Genomic DNA, 16,502 nt, shown 5'->3' with positions numbered 1-16,502 from the left:
TTTTTTTGCCTTTAATCAATTCCAATTAGGCGGGGGATACCGGATAATACGCCCCCGGTTTGCAACCGGGAAATCAGGAGAGTCCATGTACTACCCCCTCATCAGGAAAGCGTTGTTCCAGCTCGATCCGGAGCGCGCGCACGAAGTGACCTTTCGTCAGCTCAGCCGTATTACCGGCACCCCATTAGCGTTTCTTGTCCGTCAGTCCGTGCCGACCAAACCGGTCAGCTGCATGGGGTTGTCGTTTAAAAACCCGCTGGGGTTGGCCGCCGGTCTGGATAAAAACGGCGAATGCATCGATGCGTTCGGCGCGATGGGCTTCGGCCATGTGGAAGTCGGCACCGTGACGCCGCGTCCGCAACCGGGCAACGACAAGCCGCGCTTGTTCCGCGTGGTTGAGGCGGAAGGCCTGATTAACCGCATGGGGTTCAATAACCATGGTGTGGAAAATCTGGTTGAAAACGTTAAGAAATCCCATTTCGGCGGCATTCTTGGGATCAATATCGGCAAGAATAAAGACACGCCGGTCGAGCAGGGCAAAGACGATTATTTGATCTGCATGGATAAAGTTTATCCGTATGCCGGATATATCGCGATTAACATCTCTTCACCGAATACGCCGGGGTTACGATCCTTACAGTATGGCGAAGCGTTAGACGATCTTTTGGCTGCGATTAAAAATAAGCAGCAGGAATTACATGCGCGCCATCACAAATATGTGCCGGTGGCGGTAAAGATCGCGCCGGATCTTTCTGAAGAAGAATTGATCCAAATTGCCGATAGCCTGGTGCGGCATAATATCGATGGCGTGATCGCCACCAATACCACGTTGGATCGAAAATTGATCCAAGGGCTGAATTACTGCGAACAAGCGGGCGGGTTAAGTGGGCGTCCGTTGCAATCACGCAGCACCGAAGTGATCCGTCGCCTCTCCACCGAGCTGCAAGGACGTCTGCCGATTATCGGCGTAGGCGGCATCGATTCGCTGACGGCGGCGCGCGAAAAAATGGAGGCCGGCGCGAGCCTGCTGCAAATTTATTCCGGATTTATCTATCACGGCCCGCGTTTGATTAAAGATATCGTTACCCATATCTAATATTTTTCCTCTCATTTTATTCCGGGGGTTTATTTCTGCCCCCGGCTCGTCTATATTTTGTTCGTTAGCTTAAATATCGTTCGCGGAATTATCCGATGTTTAAGCTATTTCATCGGTGATAAAATCGCCTTTTAGGGTGAGTGCGGCGTTGGCATGGGCAGCGAGAAGGATACGAAATGAAGATAAAACCTGACGATAATTGGCGTTGGTATTTTGATGCCGAACACGATCGGCTAATGCTGGATTTAGCTAATGGTATGATCTTTCGTTCACGTTTCCCGGCCAAAATGTTAACGCCGGACGCCTTCGATGAATGCGCTTTTTGCGTGGATGACGCCGCCCTTTATTTCACCTATGAAGAACAGTGCAAGCAGGTCAAGCTGAGCCATGAACAGCGCGCCGAGCTGGTGTTGAATGCGCTGGTCGCCTACCGCTTCCTGAAACCGCTGATGCCGAAGAGCTGGCATTTCTCGCAGCAGCACTACCCGTTGCAGCCGAAAAACGGCGAGCTGGCGGCGGTGAAAGTGATGGAAAGCGGCGCGGAAGCGCGCCTGCTGGTGGTGGAGGCCGGGGATAACGCCAGCCTGTGCCTGCTGGCGCAAAATCAGCTGACGGTCGCCGGCCGTACCATGGTCTTGGGCGACGCCATCAAGGTGATGCACGATCGGCTGAAACCCTGCGCGCAGGATGAAAGCGCCGCCCCGGCTTACGACAGGGCGGTATAAGGCGGATTACGCCAACGTCAAATCAGTTTTCGGGATGCAGCTGCAGCACAGGATGGTGCCGTTGTCGCCCAGCGCGCTTTTCTTCAGGGGCGCGACTTCACCGCTTAGCAATGTAATGCGGCAGCTGCCGCAAATCCCGGCGCGGCACGAGTAAGGCACGCGAATGCCTTGCTGTTCCAGTTGTTCGAGCAGGATCTGCTGGTTGTTGCCGGTAAATACCTTTCCTTCATATTCGATCGTGACGCTGTGCGCGCTGTCCTGCGGCGCCTGCACGCTCTCCACCACTTTACCTGCACCATAAGGGCGCGGCGGCTTGGTTGACAAGACTTCCACCGTATCGCCCACGCGAATGATGCCGCTGTTGCGCGCGATCATATTCTGGCCGAAATCGATGTCGCCGTTGTCGGCGGAGCGGAATTTTTGCAGCGTGCTGAGCGGTTCGCCGCTCGGGTGCTTGCGGCCACGCTCGGTGCTGACGGTGGTGAGCACGCAGCGGCTGCAGGGTTTCACCAGATCGAACATCACATCGCCGACGCGGATCACCTGCCAGCCGTCTTCAGCCCAGGCGGTAGCGCCGCTCACCACCAGATTGGGGCGGAACTGTTCCAGCTTGATGCTGCCGGGGCAACGCTGCTGCAGGTCGTTGAATGAAGCTTGGTTAATCAGCAGATAAGGGTAGCCGTCGGCAAACGTCAGCGGGATTTCAGGGTGTTTCTTGACCCGGCGGGTCAGCTCAGGCCCCAGCCAGCGCAGCTGCACGTCGCGCTGGAAATAGCCGCTCAGCCAGCGGTTGATCTCATCCGGCGCGATCAGCGCGGTGAAATGGTTGCCCCACACCTCGGTCGGCTGCGGCGCGGCCGCGAAGTCGCTGAAGCGAATAGCGGCGCTTTCACCGTCCGGCGCGGTCAGAAACAGCCCGTCCGGCAACAGCGCCGGCGTGAACAACACCATCTGCGGATATTGGCGCGCGGTAATAAAGGTGCCGTCCGGTTCGGTGATCATAAAGTTGCGGTCAAAGGCCAGACCGCTGCTGCCGACCTGGGCGTAGGAAAGCTGCAAGCCGCGCAGTGATTTAACCGGATGGACGTAGAGTCTGGAAAGCGTGATCACCCTTATCTCCGTACGATGATTAAATAGAAGGGAGCAACTTTATGACAAGCGGTGCGGATTAGCTATAATGCGCAACAATTTTCTTTTTGGTGATAAGTACGATATGAACTCTCTGTTTGCCAGCACGGCGCGTGGATTGGAAGAACTGTTAAAAAGCGAGCTGGAAACGCTTGGCGCTCACGACTGCAAAGTGGTGCAGGGCGGGGTACATTTTCAGGGTGACGATCGTCTTCTGTACCAAAGCCTGCTGTGGAGCCGCCTGGCTTCGCGCATTTTGTTGCCGCTGAACGAATTCCGCGTGCACAGCGACCTGGATCTGTACCTCGGCGTGCAGGCGATTGACTGGCCGAGCATTTTTGGCGTGGATAAAACCTTCGCCGTGCATTTCAGCGGCGTGAACGAAGAGATCCGCAACAGCCAGTATGGCGCGCTGAAGGTGAAAGACGCCATCGTTGACAGCTTCACCCGTAAGCTCGACCAACGCCCGACGGTTGCCAAACAGCAGCCGGACATTCGCGTTAACGTCTTCCTGCAACGCGATATGGCCAGCGTGGCGCTCGATCTGAGCGGCGAAGGCCTGCACCAGCGCGGCTACCGCGATCTCACCGGCCAGGCGCCGTTGAAGGAAAACCTGGCGGCCGCCATCGTGTTGCGTTCCGGCTGGCAGCCGGGCACGCCGATGCTCGATCCGATGTGCGGCTCCGGCACGCTGTTGATCGAAGCGGCGATGATCGCCGCCGATCGCGCGCCGGGCCTGCACCGTCAACACTGGGGCTTCAGCGCCTGGAATGGTCACAACGCCGAACTGTGGCGTGAAGTCACCACCGAAGCGCAGGTGCGCGCGCGTCGCGGCCTGCAGGAAACTACCTCTCGCTTCTTCGGTTCCGATATCGATCGTCGGGTGATTGAGATGGCGCGCGGCAACGCCCGCCGCGCCGGCGTCGCCGAGCTGATCACCTTCAACGTCGGCGACGTCGCGCGCTTGACCAACCCGCTGCCGGAAGGCCCGCACGGCACGGTGATCAGCAACCCGCCGTACGGCGAGCGTCTGGAAAGCGAACCGGCGCTGATCGCGCTGCACAACATGCTGGGCCGCGTGATGAAAAGCGCCTTTGGCGGTTGGCAGCTTTCGCTGTTCAGCGCCTCGCCGGAGCTGTTGAGCTGCCTGCAGCTGCGCGCCGAGCGCCAGTTCAAGGCGAAGAACGGCCCGCTGGAGTGCGTGCAGAAAAACTATCAGCTGGCGGCAAGCCCGGCCGGCAATGCTACCGGCGGCGTGCAGGTGGCGGAAGATTTTGCCAACCGTCTGCGCAAGAATTTGAAGAAGCTCGACAAGTGGGCGAAGCAACAAGGCATCGAATGCTACCGCCTGTACGATGCCGATCTGCCAGAATACAACGTCGCGGTGGATCGTTACGGCAGCAAGGTGGTGGTGCAGGAGTATGCGCCGCCGAAAACCGTCGATGCGCAGAAGGCGCGTCAGCGCCTGTTCGATGTGATCAACGCGACGCTGGCGGTGCTGGAATTGCCGTCGAATCAGCTGATCCTGAAAACCCGCGAGCGGCAGAAGGGCAAAAACCAGTACGAGAAACTGGCGCAGAAGGGCGAGTTCTTGCTGGTGGAAGAGTATAACGCCAAGCTGTGGGTCAACCTGACCGACTATCTCGATACCGGCCTGTTCCTCGATCACCGCATCGCGCGCCGTATGCTGGGCGAGATGAGCGGCGGCAAGGACTTCCTCAATCTGTTCGCCTATACCGGCACCGCCAGCGTGCATGCCGGGCTGGGCGGCGCGCGCAGCACCACCACGGTGGACATGTCGCGCACCTACCTGGAATGGGCGGAGAAGAACCTGCGCGCCAACGGCCTGACCGGCCGCCAGCATCGGCTGATCCAGGCCGACTGCCTGTCGTGGCTGAGCAATGCCAATGAACAGTTCGACGTGATCTTCATCGATCCGCCGACGTTCTCCAACTCCAAGCGGATGGAGAACACCTTTGACGTGCAGCGCGATCACCTGGCGCTGATGAAAGATTTGAAACGGTTGCTGCGCCGCAACGGGACCATCATGTTCTCGAACAACAAGCGCGGTTTCCAAATGGATATGGCAGGGCTGAGTGCGCTGGGCCTGGAGGCGAAAGAGATCACCGCCAAGACGCTGTCGCAGGATTTTGCCCGTAACCGTCAGATCCACAACTGCTGGCTGGTGACTCACGCCGGCGAAGGAAAATAATTACTATGTCGTTAATCAGCATGTCCGGCGCCTGGCTCTCTTTCAGCGATGCGCCATTGTTAGACAACACCGAAATTCATATCGAAGACAACGAGCGCGTGTGTCTGGTCGGGCGCAACGGCGCCGGCAAATCCACGCTGCTGAAGATCCTAGGCAAAGAGATCCCGCTGGATGACGGCCGGGTGATCTACGAACAGGATCTGATCGTGGCGCGTCTGCAACAGGATCCGCCGCGCAATATCGGCGGCAGCGTATTCGACTTTGTGGCGGAAGGCGTCGCGGAGCAGGCGGAACACCTGAAGGCCTATCACGCGATCTCTCACCTGGTGGAAAGCGATCCGAGCGAGAAAAACCTGGCGCGCATGGCGCAAATCATGGAGATCCTCGATCACCAGGGGCTGTGGCAGCTCGACAGCCGCATCAGCGAAGTGCTGCTGCAGCTGGGGCTGAACGGCGACGCCGAGCTTTCCTCGCTGTCCGGCGGCTGGCTGCGCAAAGCGGCGCTGGGCCGCGCGCTGGTGAGCTCGCCGCGCGTGTTGTTGCTCGACGAACCGACCAACCACCTGGATATCGAAACCATCGACTGGCTGGAAGGCTTCCTGAAAGAGTTCGACGGCAGCATCGTCTTCATCTCGCACGACCGTTCGTTTATCCGCAACATGGCGACGCGCATCGTCGATCTGGATCGCGGCAAGCTGGTTTCCTGGCCGGGTAACTACGATCTGTACCTGCAGAGCAAAGAAGAAGCGCTGCGGGTGGAAGAGCTGCAAAACGCCGAGTTCGACCGCAAGCTGGCGCAGGAAGAGGTCTGGATCCGTCAGGGCATCAAGGCGCGCCGCACCCGCAACGAGGGCCGCGTGCGCGCGCTGAAGGCGCTGCGCGTCGAGCGTTCAGAGCGCCGTGAAGTGATGGGCACCGCCAAGATGCAGGTGGAAGAGGCGACCCGCTCCGGCAAAATCGTATTCGAGCTGGAAGACGTCAATTATCAGGTTGGCGAAAAGGTGCTGGTACGCGGTTTCTCCGCCCAGGTGCAGCGCGGCGACAAGATTGCGTTGGTGGGGCCGAACGGCTGCGGCAAAACCACGCTGCTGAAACTGATGCTCGGTCAGCTGAAAGCCGACAGCGGCCGCGTGCACTGCGGCACCAAGCTGGAAGTGGCCTATTTCGACCAGCACCGCGCCGATCTCGATCCAGAGCGCACGGTGATGGACAACCTGGCGGAAGGCAAGCAGGAAGTGATGGTCAACGGCCGTCCTCGCCACGTGCTGGGCTACCTGCAGGACTTCCTGTTCCACCCGAAACGCGCGATGACGCCGGTGAAGGCGCTGTCGGGCGGTGAGCGTAACCGCTTGCTGTTGGCTAAGCTGTTTCTGAAACCGAGCAATCTGCTGATCCTCGATGAACCAACCAACGATCTCGACGTCGAAACGCTGGAGCTGCTGGAAGAGCTGATCGACGGCTATCAGGGCACTGTGTTGCTGGTCAGTCACGATCGTCAGTTCGTTGACAACTCGGTGACCGAGTGCTGGATCTTCGAAGGCAATGGCGTGATCAACGCCTTCGTCGGCGGTTACTACGATGCGCATCACCAGCGCGCGACAGCGAAACCGATTCGTCAGGCGGCGCCGAGCGCGAGCAAACCGGCGGCGGAGAAAAAGGCCGAACAGCCGAAGAAAGCGGCGGCCAAGCTGAGTTACAACCTGCTGCGCGAACTGGAACAGCTGCCGCAGCGGCTCGAACAGCTGGAAGCGGAAATCAAAGCGCTGCAGGCGCAGATGAGCGATGCCGACTTCTTCACGCGGCCGCACAGCGAAACGCAAGAAGTGCTGACGGCGTTGGCTAACGCCGAGCAGGCGCTCGAGCAGGCCTTCGCCCGCTGGGAAGAGCTGGAAGCGATGAAAAACGGCTGACCGTTGCGATACCGCCCGCGCGCTGCTGCGGGCGGTATCGACGTGCCGGTGAGCAACGTTATTTAGGAGGAATATGGTGTGTTCCCACAACAATCATCAGCAGCATAGTCATTCCGCACCCTCGGCGGCGCAGCAGGATAACCTGATGCTGTGCCCGCAGTGCGACATGCTGGTGGCGCTGCCGCCGCTGGCCTATGGCAGCAAAGCGGTATGCCCGCGCTGCAAAACCACGCTCAGCGCCCGCTGGGACGAGCCGCGCAAGCGGCCGATCGGTTACGCGCTCAGCGCCTTGTTCATGCTGGTGCTGGCCAACATTTTCCCGTTTATCAACATGCGCGTCGCCGGCCTCGGCAACGAAATCCGGCTGATCCAAATCCCGGAAGTCATGGTGGCGGAAGACTACGCCAGCATGGCCACCTTGTTTATGGTGTTCGTGCAGCTGATCCCGGCGTTTTGCATGGTGGCGATCATCCTGCTGTGCGCCAGGGTGCGCTTGCCGCTGGGTCTCAAAGAGTGGATGGCCCGGGTGCTGTTCCAGTTCAAGACCTGGTGCATGGTGGAAATTTTCCTCGCCGGGGTGCTGGTCAGCTTCGTCAAGCTGATGGCCTACGGCGACATCGGCATCGGCAGCAGCTTCGTGCCTTACTGCCTGTTCTGTCTGCTGCAGGTGCGCGCTTTCCAGTGCGTGGATCGGCGCTGGCTGTGGCAGGATATCGAACCGGCGCCGCGGCTTAATCGCCCGCTGACGGTGGGGCGCACCGGCATGCGCCAGGGCGTGCGCTCCTGCGCGTGCTGCACGGCGATCCTGCCGGCCGATCAGGTGCGCTGCCCGCGCTGCCACACCAAGGGCTACGTGCGTCGCCGCCACAGCCTGCAGTGGACGCTGGCGCTGCTGGTGACCTCTGTCATGCTGTATATTCCGGCCAACCTGATGCCCATCATGGTGACCGAGGCGCTGGGTAACAAGATGAATTCCACCATCATGGCGGGGGTGATCCTGCTGTGGGGGGACGGCTCTTATCCGGTAGCGATGGTGATTTTCATCGCCAGTATCATGGTGCCGTCGCTGAAAATGTTGGCGATCGGTTGGCTGTGCTGGGATGCGAACGGCAGGAAGAAACCGCGCGCCGACAGCGAGCGTATGCATCTGATTTATGAAGTGGTCGAATTCGTTGGTCGTTGGTCAATGATCGACGTGTTTGTGATCGCCGTGTTGTCGGCGTTGGTGCGAATGGGGCAGTTGATGAGCATTTATCCCGCGACGGGCGCCGTGCTGTTCGCGCTGGTGGTGATCCTCACCATGTTCGCCGCCATGACATTTGATCCCCGGCTGACCTGGGATCGCGCAAGTGAAACAATAAACAAGGAGCCGCAAGGTGACGGAAAATAATCATAGCGTCGCGGACGTCGAGAAGATCAAACGCTGGTCGCCGGTGTGGATCATTCCCATCGTGACCGCGCTGATCGGCGCCTGGATCCTGTTTTACCACTTCAGCCATCAGGGGCCGGTGGTGACGCTGGTGACCACGACGGCGGAAGGGCTGGAAGCGGGTAAAACCAAAATCAAAAGCCGCAGCGTTGACGTCGGCGTGGTGGAAACCGTCACGCTGAGCGATGACCTGAGCAAGGTGATGGTGCAGGCGCGTCTCAATTCCGGCATGGAGAAATTGCTGCGCCAGGATTCCGCCTTCTGGGTGGTGAAGCCGCAGATCGGCCGTGAAGGCGTCTCCGGGCTGGGCACGCTGCTCTCCGGCGCCTATATCGAACTGCAGCCGGGCAACAAAGGCAAAGACGGCAAAGACAACTATCAGCTTCTCGATGCGCCGCCGCTGGCTTCCCCGGACGCCAAAGGGTTGCGCATCGTGCTGGACAGCGAGAAGTCAGGCCAGCTCAACGCCGGCGATCCGGTGCTGTTCCGCGGCTATCGCGTCGGGTCGGTGGAAACCAGCTACTTCGATCCTAAAGAGCGCGCCATGCGCTATCAGCTGTTCATCACTGCGCCTTACGATCAGTTGGTCACCACCAACGTGCGCTTCTGGAAAGACAGCGGCGTGGCGTTTGACATGTCGGCACAGGGCATGCGGGTGGAGATGGGCTCGTTGACCACGCTGTTCAGCGGCGGCGTCAGCTTCGATGTGCCGGACGGTTGGGATCGCGGCGAACAGGCGAAAGAAAAGGCGGAGTACCGGTTGTTCGACAACCAGCGTAGCACGCAGGATTCGCTGTATACCGTGCATAAAGACTACCTGCTGTTCTTCTCCGATTCGGTACGCGGCCTGCAGCCGGGCGCGCCGGTCGAGTTCCGCGGCATCCGTCTGGGGACGGTGGCGCAGGTGCCGTTCTATAAAGACGGCATGGCGCAGCGTCTGGATAACGATTACCGCATTCCGGTGCTGATCCGCATCGAGCCGGATCGCTTCCAGAAACAGCTGGGCGGCAACTTCGATATTGAAGGGCACTTGAAAGATGCGGAATCCCGCGGCATGCGCGCCTCGATGAAGTCCGCCAACCTGCTGACCGGTTCGCTGTACATCGATCTCGACTTCTATCCGCAGGAAAAACCGTGGAAAGGGCCGCGCGAGCTGTTCGGTTATCCGCTGATGCCGACCACCAGCGGCGGTCTGGCGCAGATCCAGCAGAAGCTGATGCAGACGTTGGATAAGATTAATTCGATGCCGATCAATCCGATGATCAGCGAAGCGACCAAGACGCTGGCGGAAAGCCAGAAAACCATGAAGTCGACGCAGCAGACCATGAAGTCGTTGAACGACATCATCGCCAGCAAAGAGATGCAGGCGCTGCCGCAGGACATGCAGAAAACGCTGCTGGAGCTGAACCGCAGCATGAAAGGGTTCCAGCCTGGTTCACCGGCTTACAACAAGATGGTGGGCGACATGCAGCGCCTCGATCAGGTCTTGCGTGAGCTGCAACCGGTGTTACGCACCCTAAATGAGAAGAGCAACGCGCTGGTGTTTGAAGCCGCCGGCAGCAATGACCCTCAGCCGAAGAAGGCCACGAAATGATGAAATGGATCCCGGTAGCCCTGGCGCTGTTGCTCAGCGCCTGCAGCAGTTCGCCACAGAAGACTTACTATCAGTTGCCGGCGCTGGGCGCGCCGGCCGCGGCCGGCAGCAGCGCCGCCTCCACGCGCCAGCTGTGGTTGGAGCACGTGAGCGTGGCGGATTATCTGGCGCAGAGCGGCGTGGTGTATCAGACCAACGACGTGCAGTATGTGATAGCCCAGAACAACCTGTGGGCCAGCCCGCTCGATCAGCAGCTGCAGCAAACGCTGGTCACCAACCTCAGCAGCGCGCTGCCGGGGTGGGTGGTCTCTTCGCAGCCGATGAGCAGCGAGCAGGATGTGCTGAACGTGACCATCAGCGGCTTCCACGGCCGCTTTGACGGGAAAGCGATCATTCGCGGCGAGTGGGTGCTGAACCGCCAGGGGCGTTTGATCAAAAGGCCTTTCAGCCTGGAGCTGAAACAGGGTGAAGACGGCTATGATGCCCTGGTGCGCACGCTGGCGCAGGGGTGGCAGCAGGAAGCCCAGGCTATCGCAGCACAGATGGGCGGCATTTAGTCATAATTTGGTCTAAAATCGTCTAATCCCTGTCGGCGTGAAAAGTCGTTTTTTCTCGCTGGCAGGGATTTCTATTTTATTTCAATTGGTTAACTCCTTCCTCTGCAGATCAGCCACTTAGCATTTTCCTCGGGCGTAGCTCACAAATATGACATTGGCGTGAATTTTGCGCATTGATCTTCTCTTCTTTTAGCGCTATTGATTACTCGTGGCTGCGCAAAAAGCAGCCATTGTTTTCTTTCCACCAGACCAAAATGAGGGAAACGAGGCATGAAGAGACAGAAACGCGATCGTCTGGAAAGGGCGCATTCGAGAGGGTATCAGGCAGGTATTTTAGGGCGTTCCAGGGAACATTGTCCCTACCAATCATCAGTGGACGCCCGGTCTCAATGGCTGGGAGGTTGGCGAGAAGCCATGGAAGACAGGGCTGTGACCGCTTAAGCGGCTCCCTGTCAAATAAAAGGAATAACCTCCGCCCCCTGGCGGAGGTTTTTGTTTCAGGCGCTTATTCATCCCGCCAGCGTTTCAACAAAATACTCGCATTCACGCCGCCAAAGCCGAAGCCGTTTGATAAGGCGTAGGTCATGTTCATCGATTCCGCCTGTTTCGCGACCAGATGCAAACCTGCCGCCGCCGGGTCGGGGTTATCCAGATTTAGCGTGGCAGGGGCTATCTGATCGCGCAGAGCCAAGGCGGTAAAGATGGTTTCCAGCCCCCCGGCGGCGCCCAGCAGGTGCCCGGTCGCTGATTTTGTTGAGGTCACGGCGACAGTCCCGGCCGTGCCAAACAGGTGTTTGATGGCGTTGATTTCGCCCAAATCCCCTACGGGTGTCGACGTCGCGTGAGCATTTAAATGCTGTACCTCCTCGGGAACGACGTTCGCCTGCTTCAACGCGATTTTCATCGCCCGATAGGCGCCGTTACCGTCTTCAGCGCCGGATGTCATATGGTAGGCGTCGGCGCTGGTGCCATAGCCGACGATTTCCGCGAGCGGGGTGGCGCCGCGCGCCAGCGCGTGTTCCAGCGTTTCAATGACCAGCATGCCGGCGCCTTCCCCCATGACAAATCCGTCCCGGGCGCTGTCGAAGGGCCGAGAGGCCTGTTGCGCCAATTCGGCCGGAGCGGTGGACATGGCGCGCGCGGCGGCGAACCCGCCCAGGCTGACGGTATCTATAGCGGCTTCGGTACCGCCGCACACGGCGATATCGGCTTCATCATTGCGGATCATACGCACTGCGTCGCCAATGGCTTGCACGCCGGCGGCACAGGCGGTGACCGGCGCGCCAATCGGCCCCTTGAAGTGGTGTTTGATTGAAACGTGGCCGGCCGCCAGATTGACCAGGAATGAGGGGATGGTGAACGGCGACAGCCGCTTGGCGCCGCGGCTGTCGGTTGTGCGCACCGCCTGGGCAATCGCCGGGAAACCGCCAATACCCGAGGCAATGACGGTGGCTGTGCGCTCTTGTTTTTCGTCCGTATCGGCTATCCAGCCGGCCTGACGAATGGCTTCGTCCGCCGCCGCCATAGCAAACAGGATAAAGCGGTCCATTTTCTTTTGGTCCTTGGGGGCGACGGAGGCGTCGGGGTTGAAGCCCGCTTCAGCATCTTGCGCCAACGCCGGGACCTGTCCTCCGACCTTGACCGGTAAATCTGCAACGATCTCGTCAGGCAACGCTCGAATGCCGGATTCTCCTTTTAACAAACGTTGCCAGATGGCTTCAACACCGCACCCTAGCGGTGAAACGGCGCCCATACCGGTAATGACGATACGACGATTGCTCATGATGGCTCCTTGGTAAATTCGGGTAAGTCGGCGAGGCGCCGCTGCCGCATCAGTTCGGCGCGTTGATGTATGCCGTCGCTTGCCGCCGGCCCTGGCGCCAGCGTAATGAACTGCGGCGGCACCGGCTGTTGGGTATCACGATTGACCAACTGGACTTGGATCGGCCGATCGTTGCGTCCGTCGACCAACAGGGCGCTGACGTCCCCGTCGGTCAGATGATTGTTGCCCCATTGTGAGAGCGCCGCCAACACCGGGAGAAAATCGTTGCCGCGCTCAGTAAGCAGGTAGTGATAGCGCGCCGGCCGCGTTTGATAACGTTCTTTATACAGAATGCCGTGGGCCACCAAATCCTTCAGGCGACGCGCCAGTAGCGTGGGTGACATCCCCAGACTTTGTTGGAATTCGTCGAACCGGGACAGCCCCTGAAAAGCATCGCGAAGGATCAGGATGCTCCACCATTCCCCCACGCGATCCAATGCACGCGCTACGGGGCAAGGCGCGTCGCTAAAGCGGGTTTTTTGCATACCTTCCTCACTAAGTACAATAATTGTAGTTACTATGCTAGTCATGTTAGAGGATCTTGAGGGGCAAGAGAATAACCGGACGCAAAAAAACCGCTATCGCACTGATGCGGGTATTTAGGGAGGCCGCCTTTCAGGCTGCCTGTTGCTTTGGCCGCTTCGGGTAAGCATAGGGCAGAGAGCTGTGGCGGAAGACATTTCGGTGTCGGGCGATGAAATAAGGAGCACCCAACGTTTTCATATCGCCCGATAGCGCATCTTCGCTATCGGCCCTAATCCTCTTTGATGAGAACTGAATAATAAGATGATGCTAACGGCGGTTAAAAAGAGGGGCGGGAGTCTTTGAAAGGCCGGGAAAGGATAAGAGAAAGAAATGCCATCACGTCGAACATGACGGCATGCGAAGAACGTTAGAGAGAAGGCAGTGGCCGCCTTCTCGTCAGCGTGATTAGAACGCGGTGGTATCTTTGAACAGGCCCACTTTCAGATCGGTGGCGGTATAGATCACTTCACCGTCAACCAGCACTTCGCCATCGGCGACGCCCATGATCAGCTTGCGGGTGATGACGCGTTTGAAGTTAATACGATAGGTTACCTTTTTCGCGGTCGGCAGCACCTGGCCGGTGAACTTGACTTCACCGACGCCCAGCGCGCGGCCTTTGCCTTCGCCACCGAGCCAACCGAGGTAGAAACCGACCAGCTGCCACATCGCATCCAGGCCCAGGCAGCCCGGCATGACCGGATCGCCGATAAAGTGGCAACCGAAGAACCATAGGTCCGGATTAATATCCAGCTCCGCTTCCACATAACCTTTGTTGTGAGTCCCGCCGTCTTCGGTCATTTTGACCACGCGGTCCATCATCAACATGTTACCCGCCGGCAACGGTGGGCCACCGGCGCCGAACAGCTCGCCGCGGCCGGATGCTTCGAGGTCTTCTTTCGTATAGGAATCGCGTTTATCTACCATGTTCTCAGTAAGCCTTATTTTAATGAAGGACGCAGGTTAGCTAACACGTGTACGCTGAACAAGTCCGATCAGCCGTGGTTGAACCAGTTGAGCCAGCGTAGCGGCCATGGACGGCGGCGTTCCTGCAGGCTCACCTGCGCAATCCGTTCCTGAATGGCCGCCAACAAATTCGGCTGTTGTTCGTCAGAGTAGAGGCAACCGGTGAGCAAAGGCAAGGCTTCCGCCGCGCTCTCTACCGCCCACAGGTGGAATTGCCCCTCGCGCACTGCGTCAATGACATCCTGACGCAGGCACAGGTGGCGCACGTTGGTCACGGGCAGTATGACGCCCTGTTTGCCCGTCAGGCCGCGGCGTAAACAAACCTCGAAGAAACCTTCGACCTTTTCGTTAACGCCCCCTATCGGCTGTACGTTGCCGAATTGGTCAACGGAGCCGGTGACGGCGATCTGTTGTGTGATCGGCTGCTGTGACAGGGCGCTGATCAGGGCGCACAGTTCAGCCAGCGAGGCGCTGTCGCCATCCACTTCACCGTAAGATTGTTCAAAAACGATCGAGGCGGAGAAGGGCAACTGCTGATCCAGGTCCAGTTCGGCGATCACGAACGCTTGCATGATCATCATACCTTTAGCGTGCAGGTTGCCGCCCAGCTCGGCCTTGCGTTCGACGTCGGTAAATTCGCCGTCGCCGAGATGCACAACGCAACTGATGCGCGACGGTTCGCCGAAGCTGCGTGGGTGGCCGGGATAATCCAGGACTGACAGGCCGTTGATTTGCCCAACCACTTCACCCTCGGTCTCGATCAGGATCTGACCCAGTTCGATCTCATCCTGCATACGCTCGGCGAGATAGCTTTCACGCCATTCGCGGGCATTCAATGCCGCTTCAAACGCTTTGGCCGTAATGCGGTCTTCTTCGGCATATAGTGCCGCTTCGGACAACTGCTGCCCAAGCCAAACCGGCGAGAGTGGCAGGATGCCCTGATCGCCACTATAACGCACCGCCTGAACGATCAGCGGCAGCCAGGCATCGGCCGCCAACATCGGTAACTGCCGCTCGGCGATCACACCGTTGACGTAGCCGCACCACTGCGCCATATCATCAACTTCAGTCAGTTGCAGATCGTCTTCATATTCGCCATAGACCGCTTGTTCACTCAGTTCTGGCTCGATATCGTGGAAATCGGCCAGGCCGTGGCGGTCGCCGACTACAATCAGCCGCAGGTCCAGCGGCATCGACGGAATGGCGACCGGCAGCGGGCGGGTTTCGTCAGGCGAAACCCAATGGAACTGACGCTGGCCGATCATTTGCTTCAACCGCAGCCATAGCAACGGCTGGGCCAGCAGCGCCCGGGCTGACAGGATCAGAATACCGCCGTTGGCCTGGTGCACCAGGCCGGGCTGCAGAGTGATGTCGCCATTGTGGATCCGCACGCAACCAAACAGCTGCTCCGGTTCAATCCACTCTTGGAACACGCAAGCACCGCCGGCAGCGAAAGGTTCATCGCCATGGCTGGCAGGCTCTACGCTGACCTTGCCATCCTGAATGACATAGTGGCTGCCGCGGCATGCCGTGTTTTGCGGCAGCAGTGGTTTGACGGCGTTAGCGATCAGTTCCAGGTATTCTCGCGTTTCTTGCGCTTTCAACAGCATGAATCGCGGTGGCGATTGGGGGTGACAAAATAGCGTCAGGGCATTTTCCAGCCGAGGCTGAATGGCGGAAAAGGGCACGGGTGCCAACTGAGCGGCGGTATCAAATATCGCCTGATAAGGCGTTACGTCCGGCAATAAAGATTGCCATTCAAGTCGGTTATTGGTCAAAGTGTTAGATGCAATCGTTAAAAAGGGAAAGGGCGATTATACAAGAATAACGGCAGCTTGATACATGTGGAGTGCCAGTTGGCATCAGGGAGTTTGACATCGCGCGATGACTGTGCAAAAAACAGTCTAAAAGACGGCTTAATTGCCGGGGAAATTCGGCGTAAAGCTGTTATGCTTATTTGAAGTTACGCGGTCACTGAAGAGCTCAAGATGAAATATCAGCAACTGGAAAATCTGGAGAGCGGTTGGAAATGGAAGTACCTGGTGAAGAAGCACCGGGAAGGGGAACTCATTACCCGCTACATTGAAAACAGCGCTGCTCAGGAAGCGGTTAACGAGCTGCTGAAGCTGGAAAATGAGCCGGTAAAGGTACTTGCATGGATTGCCGCTCATATGAATCCGGATCTGGATAACCGGATGAAACAAACGATTCGCGCCCGCCGCAAACGTCATTTTAACGCAGAACACCAGCATACGCGTAAGAAATCTATCGATCTGGAGTTTTTGGTTTGGCAACGTTTGGCTGCTCTGGCGCGTCGTCGCGGCGTGACGCTGTCGGAAACCGTCGTGCAGCTTATCGAAGATGCTGAGCGCAAAGAGAAGTATGCGAATCAGATGTCGTCGTTGAAAGAAGACCTGAAGGCGATTCTCGGCAAAGAACCTAAATAAACGGGGCAGAGCGCCTTCGTTGCACCAGGCCTTGAATGCTCTGACAAAAACAGGACGAAAAAAAACCCCGCATTGCGGGGTTTTTTATTAGGCG

Annotated in this window: 14 protein-coding genes; 9 read left to right on the top strand and 5 right to left on the bottom strand. The window is 58.4% G+C overall.

Annotation, left to right across the window (positions count from 1 at the left end; genetic code table 11):
* Nucleotides 1–85: 85 nt before the first annotated feature.
* Together pyrD and ACJ8M3_RS09360 are read left to right on the top strand one after the other, a co-directional pair.
* Nucleotides 86–1,096 carry a quinone-dependent dihydroorotate dehydrogenase gene (gene pyrD, locus ACJ8M3_RS09365; RefSeq protein WP_089196856.1) on the top strand — a complete coding sequence of 337 codons (1,011 nt, stop codon included), beginning with the start codon at nucleotides 86–88 and terminating at the stop codon, nucleotides 1,094–1,096.
* Between the two features lie 176 nt (nucleotides 1,097–1,272).
* On the top strand, nucleotides 1,273–1,821 hold the full coding sequence (locus ACJ8M3_RS09360) for a cell division protein ZapC (RefSeq protein ID WP_004928171.1): 549 nt from the start codon (nucleotides 1,273–1,275) through the stop codon (nucleotides 1,819–1,821).
* A gap of 6 nt (nucleotides 1,822–1,827) precedes the next feature.
* Here ACJ8M3_RS09360 and ACJ8M3_RS09355 read toward each other — a convergent pair whose 3' ends face one another.
* Nucleotides 1,828–2,931 carry a YcbX family protein gene (locus ACJ8M3_RS09355; protein WP_046897092.1) on the bottom strand — a complete coding sequence of 368 codons (1,104 nt, stop codon included), beginning with the start codon at nucleotides 2,929–2,931 and terminating at the stop codon, nucleotides 1,828–1,830.
* A 103-nt stretch (nucleotides 2,932–3,034) separates the two neighbouring features.
* On the opposite strand from ACJ8M3_RS09355, the gene rlmKL reads away from it, so the two are divergent.
* The 6 genes from rlmKL to rmf all read left to right on the top strand — a co-directional run bounded on the left by rlmKL (nucleotide 3,035) and on the right by rmf (nucleotide 11,092).
* Nucleotides 3,035–5,161 carry a bifunctional 23S rRNA (guanine(2069)-N(7))-methyltransferase RlmK/23S rRNA (guanine(2445)-N(2))-methyltransferase RlmL gene (gene rlmKL / locus ACJ8M3_RS09350; protein ID WP_089192583.1) on the top strand — a complete coding sequence of 709 codons (2,127 nt, stop codon included), beginning with the start codon at nucleotides 3,035–3,037 and terminating at the stop codon, nucleotides 5,159–5,161.
* Nucleotides 5,162–5,166: 5 nt separating this feature from the next.
* Nucleotides 5,167–7,071, top strand: a complete 1,905-nt coding sequence (locus ACJ8M3_RS09345) for an ABC transporter ATP-binding protein (RefSeq protein WP_442514650.1) — start codon at nucleotides 5,167–5,169, stop codon at nucleotides 7,069–7,071.
* A 76-nt stretch (nucleotides 7,072–7,147) separates the two neighbouring features.
* Nucleotides 7,148–8,461 carry a membrane integrity-associated transporter subunit PqiA gene (pqiA, locus tag ACJ8M3_RS09340; RefSeq protein ID WP_369825817.1) on the top strand — a complete coding sequence of 438 codons (1,314 nt, stop codon included), beginning with the start codon at nucleotides 7,148–7,150 and terminating at the stop codon, nucleotides 8,459–8,461.
* Entirely contained in the window at nucleotides 8,448–10,094 is a 1,647-nt protein-coding gene (gene pqiB / locus ACJ8M3_RS09335) for an intermembrane transport protein PqiB (protein WP_033642587.1), read from the top strand. Before pqiA ends, pqiB begins: the two co-directional genes overlap by 14 nt.
* Nucleotides 10,091–10,651 carry a membrane integrity-associated transporter subunit PqiC gene (pqiC, locus tag ACJ8M3_RS09330; RefSeq protein ID WP_089196857.1) on the top strand — a complete coding sequence of 187 codons (561 nt, stop codon included), beginning with the start codon at nucleotides 10,091–10,093 and terminating at the stop codon, nucleotides 10,649–10,651. The genes pqiB and pqiC overlap by 4 nt, the downstream gene beginning before the upstream one ends.
* Before the next feature lie 270 nt (nucleotides 10,652–10,921).
* Nucleotides 10,922–11,092, top strand: coding sequence for a ribosome modulation factor (rmf, locus tag ACJ8M3_RS09325; RefSeq protein ID WP_004928150.1), 171 nt, complete (start codon nucleotides 10,922–10,924; stop codon nucleotides 11,090–11,092).
* A gap of 64 nt (nucleotides 11,093–11,156) precedes the next feature.
* Here the strand turns inward: rmf and fabF are convergent, their stop codons facing one another.
* The 4 genes from fabF to ACJ8M3_RS09305 form a co-directional block, all read right to left on the bottom strand.
* Nucleotides 11,157–12,434, bottom strand: coding sequence for a beta-ketoacyl-ACP synthase II (gene fabF, locus ACJ8M3_RS09320; protein ID WP_033650690.1), 1,278 nt, complete (start codon nucleotides 12,432–12,434; stop codon nucleotides 11,157–11,159).
* Nucleotides 12,431–12,958, bottom strand: coding sequence for a winged helix-turn-helix transcriptional regulator (locus ACJ8M3_RS09315; protein ID WP_033650691.1), 528 nt, complete (start codon nucleotides 12,956–12,958; stop codon nucleotides 12,431–12,433). Before ACJ8M3_RS09315 ends, fabF begins: the two co-directional genes overlap by 4 nt.
* A 445-nt stretch (nucleotides 12,959–13,403) precedes the next feature.
* Nucleotides 13,404–13,922 carry a bifunctional 3-hydroxydecanoyl-ACP dehydratase/trans-2-decenoyl-ACP isomerase gene (gene fabA, locus ACJ8M3_RS09310; RefSeq protein WP_004928144.1) on the bottom strand — a complete coding sequence of 173 codons (519 nt, stop codon included), beginning with the start codon at nucleotides 13,920–13,922 and terminating at the stop codon, nucleotides 13,404–13,406.
* A gap of 68 nt (nucleotides 13,923–13,990) precedes the next feature.
* The gene (locus tag ACJ8M3_RS09305; protein WP_199560477.1) at nucleotides 13,991–15,739 is read right to left on the bottom strand and encodes an AAA family ATPase; all 1,749 of its coding nucleotides are present in this window, start codon (nucleotides 15,737–15,739) and stop codon (nucleotides 13,991–13,993) included.
* A gap of 210 nt (nucleotides 15,740–15,949) precedes the next feature.
* Here ACJ8M3_RS09305 and matP point away from each other — a divergent pair, with 210 nt between their 5' ends.
* Nucleotides 15,950–16,408, top strand: a complete 459-nt coding sequence (gene matP, locus ACJ8M3_RS09300) for a macrodomain Ter protein MatP (protein ID WP_033642591.1) — start codon at nucleotides 15,950–15,952, stop codon at nucleotides 16,406–16,408.
* Nucleotides 16,409–16,502: the final 94 nt, after the last annotated feature.

Origin of the sequence: Serratia sp. CY55921, from assembly GCF_052167655.1 — a bacterium.
GTDB lineage: Bacteria > Pseudomonadota > Gammaproteobacteria > Enterobacterales > Enterobacteriaceae > Serratia > Serratia ureilytica.
Note: the sequence above shows the minus strand (reverse complement) of the source record. Positions and strands in the feature narration are given on the sequence as shown.